The following is a 14,509-nucleotide window of genomic DNA, read 5'->3' on the forward strand; positions in this document are numbered from 1 at the left end:
GAGACGAGCAGCCTTTGGCGAGGGAGACGGGTTTGCTGGACGAGCGTTCCGCCCGCGACGGTGGCGGAGGCCACGCATGACCGACCGCATAGTCGGCCGTGACCGCGAGCTCGAGCTGCTGCATCGAGCCCTCGACGACACCGGCCGCGGCACGGGCGGCTGGCACGTCATGCTCGGGCCGCCCGGCATCGGCAAGAGCAAGCTGCTGCGCGCCGCCGGCGACTACGCCTTCGAGCACGACATCGCGGTCGCCGCCCGCGAGGCGTTCCGCCACGACATGGCCGCACCCCTGGTCACCCTGGCCGGGGCGTTGCAGGCGTGCAGCCCGCCGGCCGCCGACTTCGCCTGGATGTCCGAGGGCGACTCCGGCGACACCGGCAACTACGCCCGCATCTACCGGCTGCGCGAGTCGCTGGAACGCTACGCGGCTCAGCGCCCGCTGCTCATCGTGATCGACGACGCGCACTGGATGGACGAGCTGAGCGCGCTGGCCATCCGCGAACTCGTGCCCGCGCTCGCCTCGGCCCCGGTCCGCTGGCTGCTGGCCGGCCGCTCCAAGCAGACCGACGCCGCCGGCTGGCAGACCCTGAACTGGCTGGCCGAACGCGGCACCCCGATCCGGCTCGACGTGCTCGACGACCCGTCCACCGAGCTGCTCTGCGAGGAGATGCTGGGCGCCAAGGTGGACGCGACGGTGCTGGCCATGGTCTCCGGCTGCGGCGGCAACCCGCTGCGCATCGAGCAACTGCTGACCGCGCTGCGCACCACCGAGCAGATCGTGATCGCCGACGGCACCGCCACCGTGGTCGGCGACGACCTGCCGTCGAGCTTCGTGACCACCGTCCGCGACATCATGGGCACCCTGTCCGAACAGGCCCAATGGCTGATCAAGGCCACCTCGGTGCTCGACCGGCCGTTCGACATCGAGACCGCGGCCCGCCTCATGGGCAGCGAGCCGGCCGGCCTGTTCGAGCTGATCGACGAGGCCATCGCGTCGGGCATCCTGGTCGAGGACAAGGACGGCATGGCCTTCGGCCACGACCTGGTGCACCAGGCCATCCGCAACACGCTGGGCGCAGCCCGGGCCCAGCACCTGCACGCCGAGGCCGCTGCCCTGGCCCGCGAGCACGGCCGGCCGACCGCCGAGATCGCCGCGCACCTGCTGCACAGCGGACGCCGGGGCGCGGCCGCCGCGGTCAGCATGCTGCGCGACAACGCGGCCTCGGTTGCCACCAGCGCGCCCGGCGCCGCCGCCGACCTGATGCTGCAGGCACTGCACGCGGTCGACGAGAACGAGCCCGGCCGCACCGAGATGATCGCCGACACCGTCGGACTGCTGGCCTCGGCCGCCCGCATCGACCAGGCCCAGCAACTCGGCGAACAGGCACTGCGGGCCGGCCTCGAACCCCGGACGAAGGCGACGCTGCTGCTCGGGCTCTCGGAGGCGTCCAAGCACGCCGGGCAGAACCGGCGGGCCGCCGAGTACGCCGAGGACGGGCTGAGCCAGCCGGACATCGCCCCGCCCGTACGGGCCCGCCTGCACGCCATCCACGCCCACGCCACGTTCTACCTCGACGACTACCGCACGGCCGACCAATCCGGGACGGCGGCCGACCGAACAGGCCGCGAGCAGGAGCCCGGCGCCGCTGTCTTCGGGCTCACCGCGCGCAGCCTGGTCGCGCAGGCCGAGGGACGCCTCGACGACGCGTACAAACACGCCGCCACCGCCACCGAGCTGGCCGACCGCACCGGCGCCACGGCCCTGCACCGGCACCCGCGCATCTGGCTGGCCAACGCCCTGACCTCTCTCGACCGCTTCGACGAGGCCGAACGGGCCCTGCGCCGCGGCCGCCAGGAAGCCCAGGGCCTCGGCACCGCCTGGGCCCAGCCGCTGCTGCACTACTACTCCGCCCAGCTGCTCATCGCCCGCGGCCACCTCGACGACGCCGCCGCCGAGGCCGACGCCGGGGTGGCCCTGGCCGAACAGCTCACCGCCTACCAGCTGACCGTCCCGCTGCTCGGCACCCTCATCCGGCTGGCCGTGCTGCGGGGCGACCTCGGCCAGGCGGCCGCCTTCCGCGACCGGATGACCGAACTCATGGCCACCGGCATCAGCGCCGCCGTGGAAGACGTGGCGTGGCCCCTCGCCACGCTGATCGCCGCGCAGGGCGACCCCGCCGGGGCCGTCCGGCTCGTGCGCGACCTCTACGACCGGATCGACGACCGGCCCACGCTGATCACGCAGAACCCGGCCGCCACCCCGGCCCTGGTCCGCCTGGCCGTGACCATCGGCGACCGGGAACGCGCGACCAGGGTGGTCGACTCCGCCGCCCGGCTCGCCGCCCGCAACCCGGCCTCACACACCCTGGCCGGGGCGGCCGCCCACGCCGCCGGGCTGCTGCGCCGCGAGCCCGAGCAGCTGCACCTCGCGATCGCCCAGTTCCGGCTCACCGACCGGCCCCTCGCCCTGGCCACAGCCCTGCAGGACGCGGCGGCGCAGAGCCGGGTCGCCGACCGGGCCGCCGCCCAGGACTTCTACGACGAGGCGAACGCGCTGCTCGTCCGGGCCGGGGCCACCGGCTCCCAGGAGCGCCTGCTCGCCGAGCTGGGCGGCTGGCGCGGCACCGGCACCCCGGCCGCCGCCGAGCCGGCCCCGGGCAGACCCTCGCTGCTCGACCCGCTCTCGCCCGCGGAACGGCAGGTCGCGCTGCTCGTCGCCACCGGCATGACCAACATCGCGGCGGCCCGGCAACTGCATCTGTCACCGCACACCGTGGACAGTCACCTGCGGAAGGTCTTCCAGAAGCTGGACATCCACAGCCGCGTCGAGCTGGCCGCGGTGGTCACCCGGGAGGGCGCCACGTAAACACGTGATTCCGGCTCCCGCCGCGTCACCCGAGCATGGCGGTAGGTGTTGCCGCCACCACACCCACGGGGACCAGGAGCCGCCATCATGTCCGTAACGCAAACGCCGGTGCTCGTCGTCGGGGCCGGCCTGGCCGGTTGCGTGCTCGCGCTCGAACTCGCCCACCACGGCGTGCCCAGCATCGTCGTCGAGCGTTCGGCCCGGCCACCCCGGCATTCCGAGCCCAGCCTGGTCACCGGGCGCGGCATGGAACTGCTGCGCCGGCTCGGGCTGGCCGAGGCGATCCGCTCCGAGGGGGCCGACCCGGACGCCCCGGCCACCGTCGTCTGGAGCCGCGCCATCGGCGAGGAACCGGTGCTGGTCAGCTCGACGCCGTCGGCCAACGAGTTGCGCCGGCAGTACGCGAACGCCGGTGGCAGCGCCCCGATCGAGCCGTACGTGCTGCTCACGGGGGCTGGGCTGACCACGCGGCTGCGAACGGCCGTGCGGGCGAACCGGCTGATCGAGCTGCGCGAGGGCTGGACCTTCACCGACCTGCGCCTCGACGCCGGCCGTACGGTCGCGACGGTGTTCGACGGGGCCGCCCGCGTCCGCCACGAGATCGAAGCGGATCACCTGGCCGGGTGCGACGGGGCGCAGAGCACGGTTCGCCGCTGCCTGGGCGTCCCGCTGCGGGACGCGATCACCCCGGCCCGGCACTGCACGGTCTCCTTCCGCAGCGAAACGCTCCGGCCGGCGTACCCGGCCCTGTCCACGATCACCACCGACGGCACGGCCCTGATCCGGCGCGACGCACACGACCTGTGGATCGGGCACGTGCCGCTCGACCAGGACGACGCCGACCTGACCAACCCGGCGGCCCTGCTCAGCAAGCGGCTCGGTCCCCGGCCGTACGAGATCGTCGGGGTCACGCCGTGGCAGGAGGCGCTGGGCGTCGCCGGCACGTACCGGCGTGGCACGGCCTACCTGGTCGGTGAGTCCGCGCACCGGTTCCACCCGCCCAGCGCCACCGTGGACACCTGCCTCGCCGACGCTGTCGACCTGGGGTGGAAGCTGGCGGCGGCGGTGCAGCGCTGGGGTGGGCCGCACCTGCTCGGCAGCTACGAGGGCGAGCGCCGGCGCCAGGCGATGCTGGAACGCGAGACCCTGTCGCGCCGGCTGGAGGTGCGCCTGAGGTTCGGGCGGCTTGCCGCGGCCGGCGCCTCCCCCGACAGCCTGGCCACCCTGCTGCGCCGGCAGCCGCCCGACGTCGACCCGGCCGGCGCCACCACCAGCCACCACGCCACGTCGCCGGTGGTCTGGCACGACGGTCCCGAACCGGCCGGCACCCGGCTGCCGGCCGTCCGGCTGCGCGACGGGCGGCATCTGTTCGACCTGCTCGGCCCGCAGTTCACCCTGATCGACCTGACCCGCGGCCCGGACGGGCGGTCGCTCCTCGCGGCGGCGGTGGCGCGCGGCATCCCGATGGCCCACCTGCCGGTCGACGACCCCGGCCTGCGCTCGGCCTGGCGCAGCCACCTGGTGCTGGTGCGCCCCGACCAGCACATCGCCTGGCGGGCGGCCGGGCCGCCGTCCGATTGGGACGCCGTTCTCGACGTCGTCACGGGACATCGCGAGCGGGATCACGTGACCACGTGATGTGGCGGGGCTCCCTTTTCGACAGGCTCGGCACGCGCAGAACTCCCCGTCTGCGGTGGGATCAATCGAAAAGGACACTCCGAGATGACTACGGCACCTACCGCCCCGCCGGCGTTCGAGGGCTTCGACGAGACAGCCGTGTCCCGATGGGTGGAGCGTCTGTCCGGCAACACCTCGCCGCGACGCAACCACTGGAAGACCAAGGAAATCTACTTCGAGGCCGCCCAGCAGGTTCTCGAGGCGGTTCCGCGGCCCGCGCTGACCTGGAAGAACATCGTGGCCGCGGCCGACAAGGGCTGCCGCAGCACCTTCTACGAGGTCGCCGGGGCGCACGCGCGGCACCGCATGGTCGACGAGCTGATCAATGACGGCGGCTCCGACGCGATCCAGATCGCCCTGCGCTACCTGCGCAACGACCCGGTCGAGCAGCTGATCGACGAGACCAAGGTCTGGTCGTTCTGGCCGTACCGGCAGCGGCTGCTCCGCACGATCACCACCGGCATGTCGGCCGAGGTGATGGCGGCCGAGCTCACCGCCGCCGTGGTGAAGTGGGCGCAGCACAAGCCGGAGCTCGCCGCGGCCGTCGGCCACGCTCCCCCGGCCTGCGCGGTCGAGGACCTCACGCTCATCCACCGCGGGCTGCTCTCGGGCACCCAGGCCGCCACCCGGCTGACCGCCCTCGTCCAGGCGCACCTGGTGGCCCACTGACCAGCCGCGGACTGCGCCGGTTGGCCGTGCACAGCTTCGCGGCGTTCGGTGTGGCCGCGCTGTTGCTCCAGTCCTACCAGGCGATCTGGGACAGGGCGCTGTTCGCCGGCCACGCCGTCGTCGTCGCCGTGGTGGTGGCGGCCGGCTCCCTCGCGTACGGGGTGTGGCATGCCCGGCCGGCCGGCTCCGTCACGCGGGACCTCGACCGGGGCCGCTGCCGCATCGAGGTCGTGCCGGGCGACCTGTTCGAGCAGGCCGACGCGCACCTGGTCATCGGGTTCACCGACGTGTTCGACACCGACGTCGCCGACGGCCGCATCGTCGAGGAGTCCAGCGTGCAGGGCCAGTTCCTGCGCCGCGTCTACCTCGGCGACGTGGCCGCGCTCGACGCCGACCTCGACAAGGCGCTGACCGGCGAGCCGTTCACGACAACCGGCAAGGCGCTCGGCAAGACCCGCCGCTACCCGGTTGGGACCATCGCCACGCTGGGCGAGCCCGGCCGGCTGTTCTTCTGCGCCGGGTACAGCGAGATGGGCCCCAACCTGGTCGCCCGGTCGTCGGCCGACATGCTCTGGCTGAGCCTGAGCCGCCTCTGGTCGGAGGTGCACGATCGCGGCCAGCGCCGGCCCCTGGCCATGCCGATCGTGGGCGCTACGCTCGCCCGGGTCGACGCCCTCGACCGTGAGGCCCTGCTGCGCCTGATCCTGCTCTCGTTCGTGGCCGCCTCCCGCGAGCGCCTGCTGACGACCCGCCTGCGGATCGTGGTGCGGCCCGCCGAGTTCGGCCGGCTCAACCGGGCCGAGCTGCAGGCCTTCCTCAACTCCCTGTAGGCCTCGCCGGCCGCGCCGACCCTCACGCCGCCCGCCTCCGAGCCGGCCGTGCCACGCTGGCCGGGCTGTGCTGGCCGGGCTGTGCTGGCCGGGCTGTGCTGGCCGGGGCGGGCTGACCGTGTTCCGTACGGGAGCAACGGCGCCGCCGTCACGCCACCCTGACTCCGAGCCGGCCCGCCGCGCCGGCCGGGCTGTGCCGGACGGGGCCGGCGTTGGTCAGGTCAGCCCGGCGAAGCGGTCGGCGTCGAGCCAGCCGGCGCCGGTGGTGTCGACGGGGTAGCCGACCAGACGCAGCCGGTGGGCGAGCCGGTGCTGGAACACCACCCGCGCCTCCGGGTTGTCCTCGTCGAGGCGTACGGTCTCCCGCCCGTCCAGATCCCGGATCCGCGGCAGGTTCCCGATCTCGACCAGGATCGTGCGGTCAGCCTGCAGGGCCAGTGCCCGCCCGGCCCGGATGAGCACGTCACCGGCGCCACCCGTCACGTCGTCCGGGGTGAGCACCACCAGCGCACCCGGCCCGGCCTCGAACCCCTGCCGCACCACCTCGTCGCGCTGCGGCGTGCCCTTGCCGGTGCGGCCGACCATCTCCTCCCAGTCGAGCGGGGCCAGGTCGAGCGCGCGCAACAGGCCGAACACGGCGTCCCGGGTCCGCTTGTCCCGCCCGTGGATCACGAAGACGTCCCGCGTGGCCCGGGGCACCGGACGGGGCCCGGAACCGGTCCACAGCCAGGCCGTGGCCTGGTACGTCTTGGCGCCCGCCTCGGTCCGCCGGAACTCGTCTGCGGTGAGCCCGTCGTAACCCTCCCCCACCACGTCCTGGAAGATCCGGTCGGAGACGATCGCGACCAGGTCGGCGTCGGGATGATCGAGGACGGCGGCGCGGACGGCGTTGCTGTCGAGCAGCCGCCCCACCGCGATGATCGTGTTGCCGCTGAACCCGAGCGCCGCCTCGGTGAACCATCCCGAGCCGACCGACAGCCGCAACCGGATCCGATGCCCCGGGTGCCGGGCGTTGTCGGCCATGACCTCGCCACGCCAGCCGTGCAACAACTGCGCCAGCGCCGCATGTTCCTGGACGCCGGGCGGCAGCACGACCATCATGCCGTCCCCGGCCGGCTGCCGGTCGGTGTCCCGCAGCTCCAGACCGAGCCCGGCGAGGACCCGTTCGGCCATGCCCGCGACCCGCTGCTGCAGCTCGCGCTGCTGCGGGGTGGTCCGCGAGCTGTAGCTGACCACGTCGACACCGAACGCGACCCGATGCACCGGACGGGGCGGCTTGTCACCTCCGGTGGCCGACCGGGCCGCCGGCTCCGCCGGGTCGTGCGGCAGCGCCGGAGGTTTCGGCGCGGGTTCACGGCCGGCCGGGCCGGGCAACGCCGCCCGCACCGCGCGGACCTGCTCGTACGTGGCCTGCAGGTATTCGGTGTCGTCGGCGAGCTGGTCGCTGAGCCAGGGTCCGAGGCGGGCGTCGGCCGGCAGCGGGTGGCCGAGCGCGCCGGTCATGTTGGCGAAGGCGATCTGGGCGCTGCGGCGCATCGTGCGCAGGGCGGCCAGGGCGCCGGCCAGCTCGGCCTCGGCGGCGGCCAGCGCGGCGGCGGGCCCGGCGACCCTGCCGTTGGCCCGCAGCAGGCCGGTGACCTCCTCGATCCGGTTCGCCACCTCGGTCTGCAGGCGGGCCAGGTCGCGGCCCTGGTCGTGCACCCGGACCAGGTACCGCAGCTTGGCCGCGTGCATCAGGTAGCGGCCCAGCGGCGGCAGGCCCGTCCCGCCGTCGCTCCACACGAAACGGCTCAGCTCGGCGTCCTGGTCGGGTGCGCCCAGCAGCACCAGGCGTCGCGCGGCGGCAGGACCCGGGGCTCCGGTCTCCCAGGCCGCGAAGTCGTCGAGCCGGAACCCGGACTCCCACCACCGGTCACCGTCGTCATCCCGTACGGGAACCTCGGTCCGCACCTGTGGCCCGGTGAGGTCCCTGGCCTTGGCGAGCAGGACGATCACCGAGCCCAGCATCGGCGCCTCCCCGCCCAGGGTGGCCCACCAGCGGCTGAACTCGTGCCAGCCGACCGGGGCCGGCGTCGACAGCGACGGCCGTGACCCCGACGCGGCGGCGAACGAGACGTTGAGCAGGTCGTGCTCGACCCGCGCGATCATCTGGAACTGGGCGGCCGCGTCCTCGGTGGCCGCGACCGCCCGATCGGCGCCGTCGCCGAACCCCGGCGGCAGCACGGCGGGCAGGCCGACCTCGACGATCGGCCGGTCCATGCCGAGCTGGTCCCGGCAGTTCACCCAGAGCGCGCGCACCCGGGCCTGGGCGGCGTCACTGTCCGGCCCGTCCAGCGGCGCGAAAACGTGCGCGACGAACTCCGGCTCAACGAGACCGGCGGCGTCCACGGCCGTCCCCCTCGTCACGGGAGTGGGTCAGCCGGTGCACGAGCGTGTCGCGCCGGTCGAGCACCGGCGCCGGGATCCCGGTGGCCGTCGTGCTGCCGATCCGCAGAATCCGCTTCGGCCCCAGCCGGTTGATCTCGCCCACGGCGGCCCGCACGGCCTCGGCGTCCCCGGTCCCGACGGCGTCGTCGAGCGCACCCATGGCCAGCTCGACCTGCGCCCACTTCTGCGGTGTGTGGTGCCACTCCGCCACGTCCCGCAGGACTGCGACGGCGTCCTGCACGGTCTCGTCGTCCCACGGATCCATGGCTGGGACTGTAGCGACGGCGCCCCGCGACCGGATTCCTCCGAACCAACGACCCGTTCCGGCTCACCCCGGCACACGCGCCACGGCGTACGCGGCCGCGGAGGCCGGCCTCGGGCTCAGATGCGGGCCGCGATCGCCTCGACGATCTCGGTCAGGGCGTACTCGTTGAGGCCGTTGCCCGGGCGGGACGGCACGTGCACGGTGTCGCGCCAGCCGGTCATGCCCTGCCACGGGGTTGTCGCGGGCGCGAACAGCAACAGGCGCGAGCTGCCGGGGTTGCGGCTCACCCAGTTGGCGGCGAGGTCGTCGAGGGTGGAGGGCGCCGCCGGTGGATATTCGGGCGCCGTGCGGCCCACCCCGAGCGGATGGGCCGACGCGTCGGTCAGCACGACCACCAGGTGCCGCCGGTTCGCGCCGTGTGACCAGTCCGAGCCCAGCGCCACGGCCAGCGCCTCCAGCCCGGACTCCGGTTCGTCGCCGCCGCCGGCCGCCTCCAGATCCCGTACGGCGGTCTCGAACTCGGCCGTCTGGGCGGGCAGGCTGAAGAAGCGGCACTCCTGCAGCGCGTCGGCCGGGTTGTCACGGAAGTCCCGGTAGGCCACGAACCGCACCCGGAGCTCACCGATGGCCTTGTCGCCGGCCGCGGCCGCTTCCGCCAGCCGCTTGGGCAAAGTTGGCACACCCTCCTTGAGCCGATCCACGATCGGATACATGCTCCCGGTGACATCCAGGCAAAACACCAGGTCCACCGCGTACGCGTCCCGCACAGTCAGGCTCCTTCCCCGAGCCAACCTTGCGCCACCGGCAAACGGACCGCACCATCTGGACGGCCGAGACGTTCCGCCTGAATAGACTGACGCCATGTTCGAGTCCGTGGCGCCGATCATTGCCGTACGCGACCTCGACGCGGCCCTGGCCCGCTATCGGCGGCTGGGCTTCGCCACCCGGGCGTACGACGGACCCGAGCGCTACGGGTTCGCCGACCGTGACTCCGTTTCGCTGCACCTTACCGAGTGGGCCGGTCACGACCCGCTGAGCACTGCCGCGTCGGTCTATCTGTACGTTGCCGACGCCGACGCGGTGCACGCCTCGTGGCGCGGAGCCGTCGAGGGCCGCCTCGACGAGCCGCGGGACACGCCGTGGGGGCTGCGGGAGTTCGCCTACGTCGACCCGGACGGCACGCTGCACCGGGTCGGCTCGCCACTGAGCCGTTAAGGCGTCACGGGGCGCCGGCACACGTAGACCAGCGCCGGCGGCAGGTTGGCCCAGACCGTACGGCTGATGACCACCTCGTCGAAGCTCTCGCGCAGGGACCGCAGCAGGCGCCGGGCCGGGGGCGACCAGCGGGCGTGGGCGTACGCGAACGTGGTGAACACCCCGTCCGGGGGAAGGGCCGCGACCACCTCGGACAGGATGTCGCGCTGGAGCTTCTCGCCGAACGCCGCCCAGGGAAGCCCGCTGACGACGACGTCGGCCCGGTCGAGTCCGCGGTCGGCGAGCACCTCGCGCAGGTCGGTGGCATCGGCGACCGCCACGTCGACCTGTGGATGTTGCGAAGCGAGCCGGTCGGCGAACCGTGCGTTCAGCTCGACGGCGACGTGCCGGCCGGACGCGGGGAGGCGCTGCTGGATGACGCGGGTGAAGGCGCCGGTGCCCGGACCGAGCTCGACGACGACCGGGGAGCCGGTCCGCGGGACGACCGCGGTCGCCACCTCGGCCAGCTTCGATCCGCTCGGGGCGACGGCCCCGACGCTGGCCGGCGCCTGGACGAACTCCCGGAAGAAGCACACCGGACGCGGCTGAACGACTCCCGCGTTCACCGGTGGGCCTGCGGTGCAGTCGTCTCGCACATGGTCGCTCCTCCAAAGTACCGGGGGTATCTTGTGGGGATGACGTTAAGGTACCCGCGGTACTTTGTCAACGTACCGGCGGTACGTAAGTTAGGGTGAGGGCATGACGTTTCAGCGGGCCCGGACAGAGGAGCAGCGCGAGATCCGCCGCCGGGCGATCCTCGACACGGCGTCGGCGATGCTGGACGAGATGCCGGTGGCCGCGCTGACCCTCAACGAGCTCAGCCGCCGCGTCGGCCTGGCCAAACCGAACGTGCTGCGCTACTTCGAGTCACGCGAGGCGGTGCTGCTCGAACTGCTCGACCACTACCTGCTCGAATGGCTGACCGGCCTGGCGGGCGACCTGGCGACGGGTGTCGACGGGGGCCTGCCCCTGGGCGAGCGCGCGACGGCGGTGGCCGGGATCCTCAGCCGGTCGCTGTCCGACCGGCCGGCCCTGTGCGAACTCTTCAGCGCGCAGGGCGGCGTGCTGGAACACAACGTCTCGATCGAGGTCATCACCCGCTACAAGCGCGGCTCGCTCGACAGGCTGGACACCTTGACCGGCCTGATCGGGAACCACCTGCCGGAGCTGGGGGACGACGCGGAACTGTGCGGCGCTCAGGCCCTGCTCACAGCCGCCGCGCTCTCGGCTTACCGGGTGCCACCGCCCAGCCTGCTGGCAGCCTACGAGGCCGAACCCGAGCTGGCCCGCCTGAAGCTGGAGCCGGCGGCATACCTGAAGCGGGCCGTGACCGCGACCCTGTTCGGCCTGCTCCCCCGGGACGCGTGATCAGCTCCAGCCGCGACGCACCCACTTGCGGACCAACGGCGGCACCACCCACGAATAGACGCAGAACACCAGCCAGGTGAGGCCGAGCAGCCCGGCCAGCACAGACAGCCCGGCCGCGCGCAGCAGCAGGATGCCGGCCACCGCCGCCAGCCACGTCTTGAGGGCGCCGAACCGCAGCACCGGGCGCAGCGGCAACATCAGCGGGTGACGGGCGACCCGCAGCTCCAGCGCCGACTCGGCGAACACCGCCTCGCTCGGGCGGGCCGCGGCGGCCTGACGGAAACCCTCGTACGCGGTGTCGACGTGCCCGCGGGCCGCGCTCGTGCCGCCGAGCAGGGCGTGGGCGACCGGGTTGCCGGGGTGCACGCCGACGAACTCGCGGCTGATCCGCTGCGCCTCCCGGTCGTCGCCGCGGGCGTGCGCCACCTGGATGCGCGTCGCGTAGACCACTGGCGCCTGCGGCGCCTGCGCCGCGGCCAGGCCGACCAGTTTGCCGGCCTTGTCGAGCTGGCCGTTGGCGGCGCAGAGATCCGCGTACGCGCAGAGCAGGTCGACGTCGTTCGACGCGAGCGCGAGCCCGTCGAGCAGGGCCCGCTCGGCCGCCTCGTCACGGCCCGCCTCGTGCTCGGCCCGGCCCAGCCACAGCAGCAGGTCGGGATCGGGCCCGTTGGCGGCGAGCCCGGCCCGCGCCGCCTCGCCCACCTCGGCCCAGCGATCGAGCCGGCCGAGCGCGGCGCAGCGCAACTGCATCGCCGGCGACCCGGTGACCTCGTTGGCGGGCAGCGTCGACAGCTCGGTGAGCGCCTGCTCGGCCCGCCCGGTGGCCAGCAGGGCCTGCGCCCGGTGCAGGACCGGCGACGGCGACGTCATCGGACCAGCACCAGGATGAGGAAGGCCTCGAGCAGCGCGAAGCCGATGGCGGCCAGGAAACCGGGCGCTACCAGGCTTTTCGGCTCGACACCGCGGAGCGTGGCCACCCGGAAGGGGCGGCGCTGGAACGCCAGGACGACGAGCCACACCAGGATGCCGCAGACCGTGCCGGCCAGGCGTACCCCCGAACTGTCCTCGACGAACGCGCTGACCCCGACACGCACCCCGAAGCCCACGACCCCCGCCGCCGCGATGAGGGCCAGCTGCTGCGCGGCCAGCCCCAGCCGGCGCCCGTTGAGCACCCCGAGCGTCGCGGCCGCGAGCGGCCCACCGAAGAACGCCGGATAGACGATCGACTCGGGCCGCCACGGACGCCGCGTCACCGGCGCCTGATCCCGAATCGTCGGGCTGAACAGCTCGTCGCTCACGCAGTCCCCGCTCTCCGTACCTCTGACGCGCAGCACAGCGTAGCCGGGCGGGTCCCCGGTCGACACTTGCCGTTCCGACTTGGTGGGAGAGCCGGATATCAGAAGGTGCGCAATACCTCCGCTGGGGTAGGCCCCTTCGAGGGCGGAGGCACCGTCACTCCTCTGTCAGTGGGCCTGGACCGTGCCATCGGGACGGGCGGCGGAGTGCAGGTCGGTGGCGCGGCGGGTGAGGTAGCGCTGTTCGTGCAGGTTGGCGGTCATGCGGGAGGCGCGTAGGTACGACTCGTAGGCGGCGTCGTGGTCGCCGGCCCGCTCGAGCAGGTGGGCACGGACGGCTTCGAGGCGGTGGCTGCGGAGGAGCCGGTCGCCGCCCTCGAGGGCGCCCAGCGCGGCGAGGCCGGCGATCGGGCCGTGAACCGTGGCCAGGGCGACGGTGCGGCTGAGCGCGACGGCTGGGCCCGGCGCGATCCGGGTGAGCACGTCGTAGAGGGCGAGAATCTGCGGCCAGTCGGTGCCGGCGTCGGACGGCGCCTCGTCGTGCAGGGCGGCGATGGCCGCCTGGACCTGGTACGGGCCGACCGGTCCGGCGCCCAGGGTGCGGGTCAGGAGCTTCTGCCCCTCGGCGATGGCGGCTCGGTCCCACAGCTCGCGGTTCTGGTCGGCGAGCGGGACGAGGAAGCCGTCGTGGTCGGTGCGCGCGGCGCGACGGGCGTCGGTGAGCAGCATCAGGGCGAGCAGCCCGGCGACTTCGCCCTCTCGCGGGAGGAGCCGTCGCAGCACGCGGGTGAGCCGGATCGCCTCGCTGGTCAGGTCGACCCTGGTCAGATCGGTGTAGCCCTCGTTGAACATCAGATACAGCACGTGCAGGACCACGCCGAGCCGGTCGGCCTGCTCGGCGGGGGTGGGCATGGCGAACCCGGCACTGGACTGGCGGATGCGCTGTTTGGCGCGGCTGATCCGCCGTTCCAAGGTGTCCGCCGGCACGAGGAGCGCCGCGGCGATCTGGGCGGTGGTCAGCCCGCCCACCGCGCGCAGAGTAAGAGCGAGCTGGGACGGCGGCGACAGGTCGGGGTGACAGCACAGGAACAGCAGGACGAGCGTGTCGTCCCCGTCGTCCGCCGCCGGGTGCCGGGTCGGATCGAGCATGACGGACGCTTCCCTGCGGCGCCGTGCGTTGTCGCTACGCCAATGGTCGATCAGCGCGCGGGCAGCGACGGCGGTCAGCCAGGCCTGGGGCCGGTCCGGAACACCGTCGGCGGGCCACTGCACAGCCGCGGCGAGCAGGGCTTCCTGGACGGCGTCCTCGCAGGCGTCGAACTGGCCGTGCCGGCGTACGAGGGTGCCGAGGACCCGCGGCGCCAGTTCGCGCAGCAGATCCTCGAACGGCTCGGCCACCGGTCGCTCGCCTCATTCCCCGGGCGGTGTCTCGTCCATGACCCGCCGCACCTCCATCGGATACTGCGTGACCGCGACGACCTGCGACACGATCTCGACCGCGCGCTCGTAGCCGCCCTCGATGACCCAGTATCCGGCAAGGGACTCCTTGATCTCGGCGAACGGCCCGTCGGTCGGGGCCGGCACGCCGCCGGTGAACCGTACGGTGGTCGCCTGGGCCGGATCGGTCAGATGCCGGCTCTCCACCAGCTCACCGGACTCGCGCAGCTCCCGATCCATGCGCATCATCGTGGCCTGCATCTCGGTGATCCACTCCTGGCTGCGTTCCGCGAGTGACGCTCCCAGACCTCCGAACATCATGATCATGTACTTCATCGGTGCCCTCTCCGGTCATCCGTGCCGCGAACGTGTCGGCTCTCGGTCGGAGACGACGACCGGTATCCGGACATCGTCGTGTGGG

At 73.4% G+C, this 14,509-nt stretch carries 14 protein-coding genes; 6 read left to right on the forward strand and 8 right to left on the reverse strand.

What is annotated here, in order from left to right:
• The first annotated feature begins 76 nt into the window (after window positions 1-76).
• The 4 genes from C8E87_RS38245 to C8E87_RS38260 all read left to right on the forward strand — a co-directional run bounded on the left by C8E87_RS38245 (window position 77) and on the right by C8E87_RS38260 (window position 6,042).
• On the forward strand, window positions 77-2,866 hold the full coding sequence (locus tag C8E87_RS38245) for a helix-turn-helix transcriptional regulator (protein WP_133878238.1): 2,790 nt from the start codon (window positions 77-79) through the stop codon (window positions 2,864-2,866).
• Between the two features lie 87 nt (window positions 2,867-2,953).
• Complete coding sequence (locus C8E87_RS38250) at window positions 2,954-4,504, forward strand: FAD-dependent monooxygenase (RefSeq protein WP_239080080.1); 1,551 nt, start codon at window positions 2,954-2,956, stop codon at window positions 4,502-4,504.
• 84 nt (window positions 4,505-4,588) lie between these two features.
• Window positions 4,589-5,212, forward strand: coding sequence for a hypothetical protein (locus tag C8E87_RS38255; protein ID WP_133878239.1), 624 nt, complete (start codon window positions 4,589-4,591; stop codon window positions 5,210-5,212).
• A 26-nt stretch (window positions 5,213-5,238) separates the two neighbouring features.
• Window positions 5,239-6,042, forward strand: coding sequence for a macro domain-containing protein (locus C8E87_RS38260; protein ID WP_203720565.1), 804 nt, complete (start codon window positions 5,239-5,241; stop codon window positions 6,040-6,042).
• 216 nt (window positions 6,043-6,258) lie between these two features.
• Here C8E87_RS38260 and C8E87_RS38265 read toward each other — a convergent pair whose 3' ends face one another.
• The 3 genes from C8E87_RS38265 to C8E87_RS38275 all read right to left on the reverse strand — a co-directional run bounded on the left by C8E87_RS38265 (window position 6,259) and on the right by C8E87_RS38275 (window position 9,501).
• The gene (locus tag C8E87_RS38265) at window positions 6,259-8,430 is read right to left on the reverse strand and encodes a CATRA conflict system CASPASE/TPR repeat-associated protein (protein WP_133878241.1); all 2,172 of its coding nucleotides are present in this window, start codon (window positions 8,428-8,430) and stop codon (window positions 6,259-6,261) included.
• Window positions 8,408-8,734: a CATRA system-associated protein gene (locus C8E87_RS38270; RefSeq protein ID WP_133878242.1), complete on the reverse strand. Its 327-nt coding sequence runs from the start codon at window positions 8,732-8,734 to the stop codon at window positions 8,408-8,410. Before C8E87_RS38270 ends, C8E87_RS38265 begins: the two co-directional genes overlap by 23 nt.
• Window positions 8,735-8,850: 116 nt before the next feature.
• Complete coding sequence (locus C8E87_RS38275) at window positions 8,851-9,501, reverse strand: vWA domain-containing protein (RefSeq protein ID WP_166661416.1); 651 nt, start codon at window positions 9,499-9,501, stop codon at window positions 8,851-8,853.
• Window positions 9,502-9,595: 94 nt separating this feature from the next.
• On the opposite strand from C8E87_RS38275, the gene C8E87_RS38280 reads away from it, so the two are divergent.
• Complete coding sequence (locus C8E87_RS38280) at window positions 9,596-9,949, forward strand: bleomycin resistance protein (RefSeq protein WP_133878244.1); 354 nt, start codon at window positions 9,596-9,598, stop codon at window positions 9,947-9,949.
• Here the strand turns inward: C8E87_RS38280 and C8E87_RS38285 are convergent.
• Window positions 9,946-10,584 carry a class I SAM-dependent methyltransferase gene (locus C8E87_RS38285; protein WP_203720564.1) on the reverse strand — a complete coding sequence of 213 codons (639 nt, stop codon included), beginning with the start codon at window positions 10,582-10,584 and terminating at the stop codon, window positions 9,946-9,948. The genes C8E87_RS38280 and C8E87_RS38285 overlap by 4 nt on opposite strands.
• A gap of 103 nt (window positions 10,585-10,687) precedes the next feature.
• Here C8E87_RS38285 and C8E87_RS38290 point away from each other — a divergent pair, with 103 nt between their 5' ends.
• Window positions 10,688-11,356, forward strand: a complete 669-nt coding sequence (locus C8E87_RS38290; protein ID WP_133878245.1) for a TetR/AcrR family transcriptional regulator — start codon at window positions 10,688-10,690, stop codon at window positions 11,354-11,356.
• Here the strand turns inward: C8E87_RS38290 and C8E87_RS38295 are convergent, their stop codons facing one another.
• From C8E87_RS38295 to C8E87_RS38310, 4 genes are all read right to left on the reverse strand, one after another.
• Window positions 11,357-12,226 (reverse strand): tetratricopeptide repeat protein, encoded by an 870-nt coding sequence (locus C8E87_RS38295; RefSeq protein WP_133878246.1) that lies wholly within the window; start codon window positions 12,224-12,226, stop codon window positions 11,357-11,359.
• A complete protein-coding gene (locus tag C8E87_RS38300) occupies window positions 12,223-12,654 on the reverse strand; it encodes a hypothetical protein (protein WP_133878247.1) in 432 nt (143 codons plus the stop codon). Before C8E87_RS38300 ends, C8E87_RS38295 begins: the two co-directional genes overlap by 4 nt.
• Window positions 12,655-12,819: 165 nt before the next feature.
• A complete protein-coding gene (locus tag C8E87_RS38305; protein WP_133878248.1) occupies window positions 12,820-14,049 on the reverse strand; it encodes an RNA polymerase sigma factor in 1,230 nt (409 codons plus the stop codon).
• Window positions 14,050-14,061: 12 nt separating this feature from the next.
• The gene (locus C8E87_RS38310; protein WP_133878249.1) at window positions 14,062-14,424 is read right to left on the reverse strand and encodes a YciI family protein; all 363 of its coding nucleotides are present in this window, start codon (window positions 14,422-14,424) and stop codon (window positions 14,062-14,064) included.
• Window positions 14,425-14,509: the final 85 nt, after the last annotated feature.

Origin of the sequence: Paractinoplanes brasiliensis, from assembly GCF_004362215.1 — a bacterium.
In the GTDB taxonomy this organism is placed as follows: domain Bacteria; phylum Actinomycetota; class Actinomycetes; order Mycobacteriales; family Micromonosporaceae; genus Actinoplanes; species Actinoplanes brasiliensis.

What these genes read in the sequence shown, in the direction of transcription:
- C8E87_RS38250 (WP_239080080.1), top strand. Translation starts at nt 2,954, where the DNA reads ATGTCCGTAACGCAAACGCCGGTGCTCGTCGTCGGGGCCGGCCTGGCC.
- C8E87_RS38255 (WP_133878239.1), top strand. Translation starts at nt 4,589, where the DNA reads ATGACTACGGCACCTACCGCCCCGCCGGCGTTCGAGGGCTTCGACGAG.
- C8E87_RS38310 (WP_133878249.1), bottom strand. Translation starts at nt 14,424, where the DNA reads ATGAAGTACATGATCATGATGTTCGGAGGTCTGGGAGCGTCACTCGCG.
- C8E87_RS38290 (WP_133878245.1), top strand. Translation starts at nt 10,688, where the DNA reads ATGACGTTTCAGCGGGCCCGGACAGAGGAGCAGCGCGAGATCCGCCGC.
- C8E87_RS38280 (WP_133878244.1), top strand. Translation starts at nt 9,596, where the DNA reads ATGTTCGAGTCCGTGGCGCCGATCATTGCCGTACGCGACCTCGACGCG.
- C8E87_RS38295 (WP_133878246.1), bottom strand. Translation starts at nt 12,226, where the DNA reads ATGACGTCGCCGTCGCCGGTCCTGCACCGGGCGCAGGCCCTGCTGGCC.
- C8E87_RS38270 (WP_133878242.1), bottom strand. Translation starts at nt 8,734, where the DNA reads ATGGATCCGTGGGACGACGAGACCGTGCAGGACGCCGTCGCAGTCCTG.
- C8E87_RS38245 (WP_133878238.1), top strand. Translation starts at nt 77, where the DNA reads ATGACCGACCGCATAGTCGGCCGTGACCGCGAGCTCGAGCTGCTGCAT.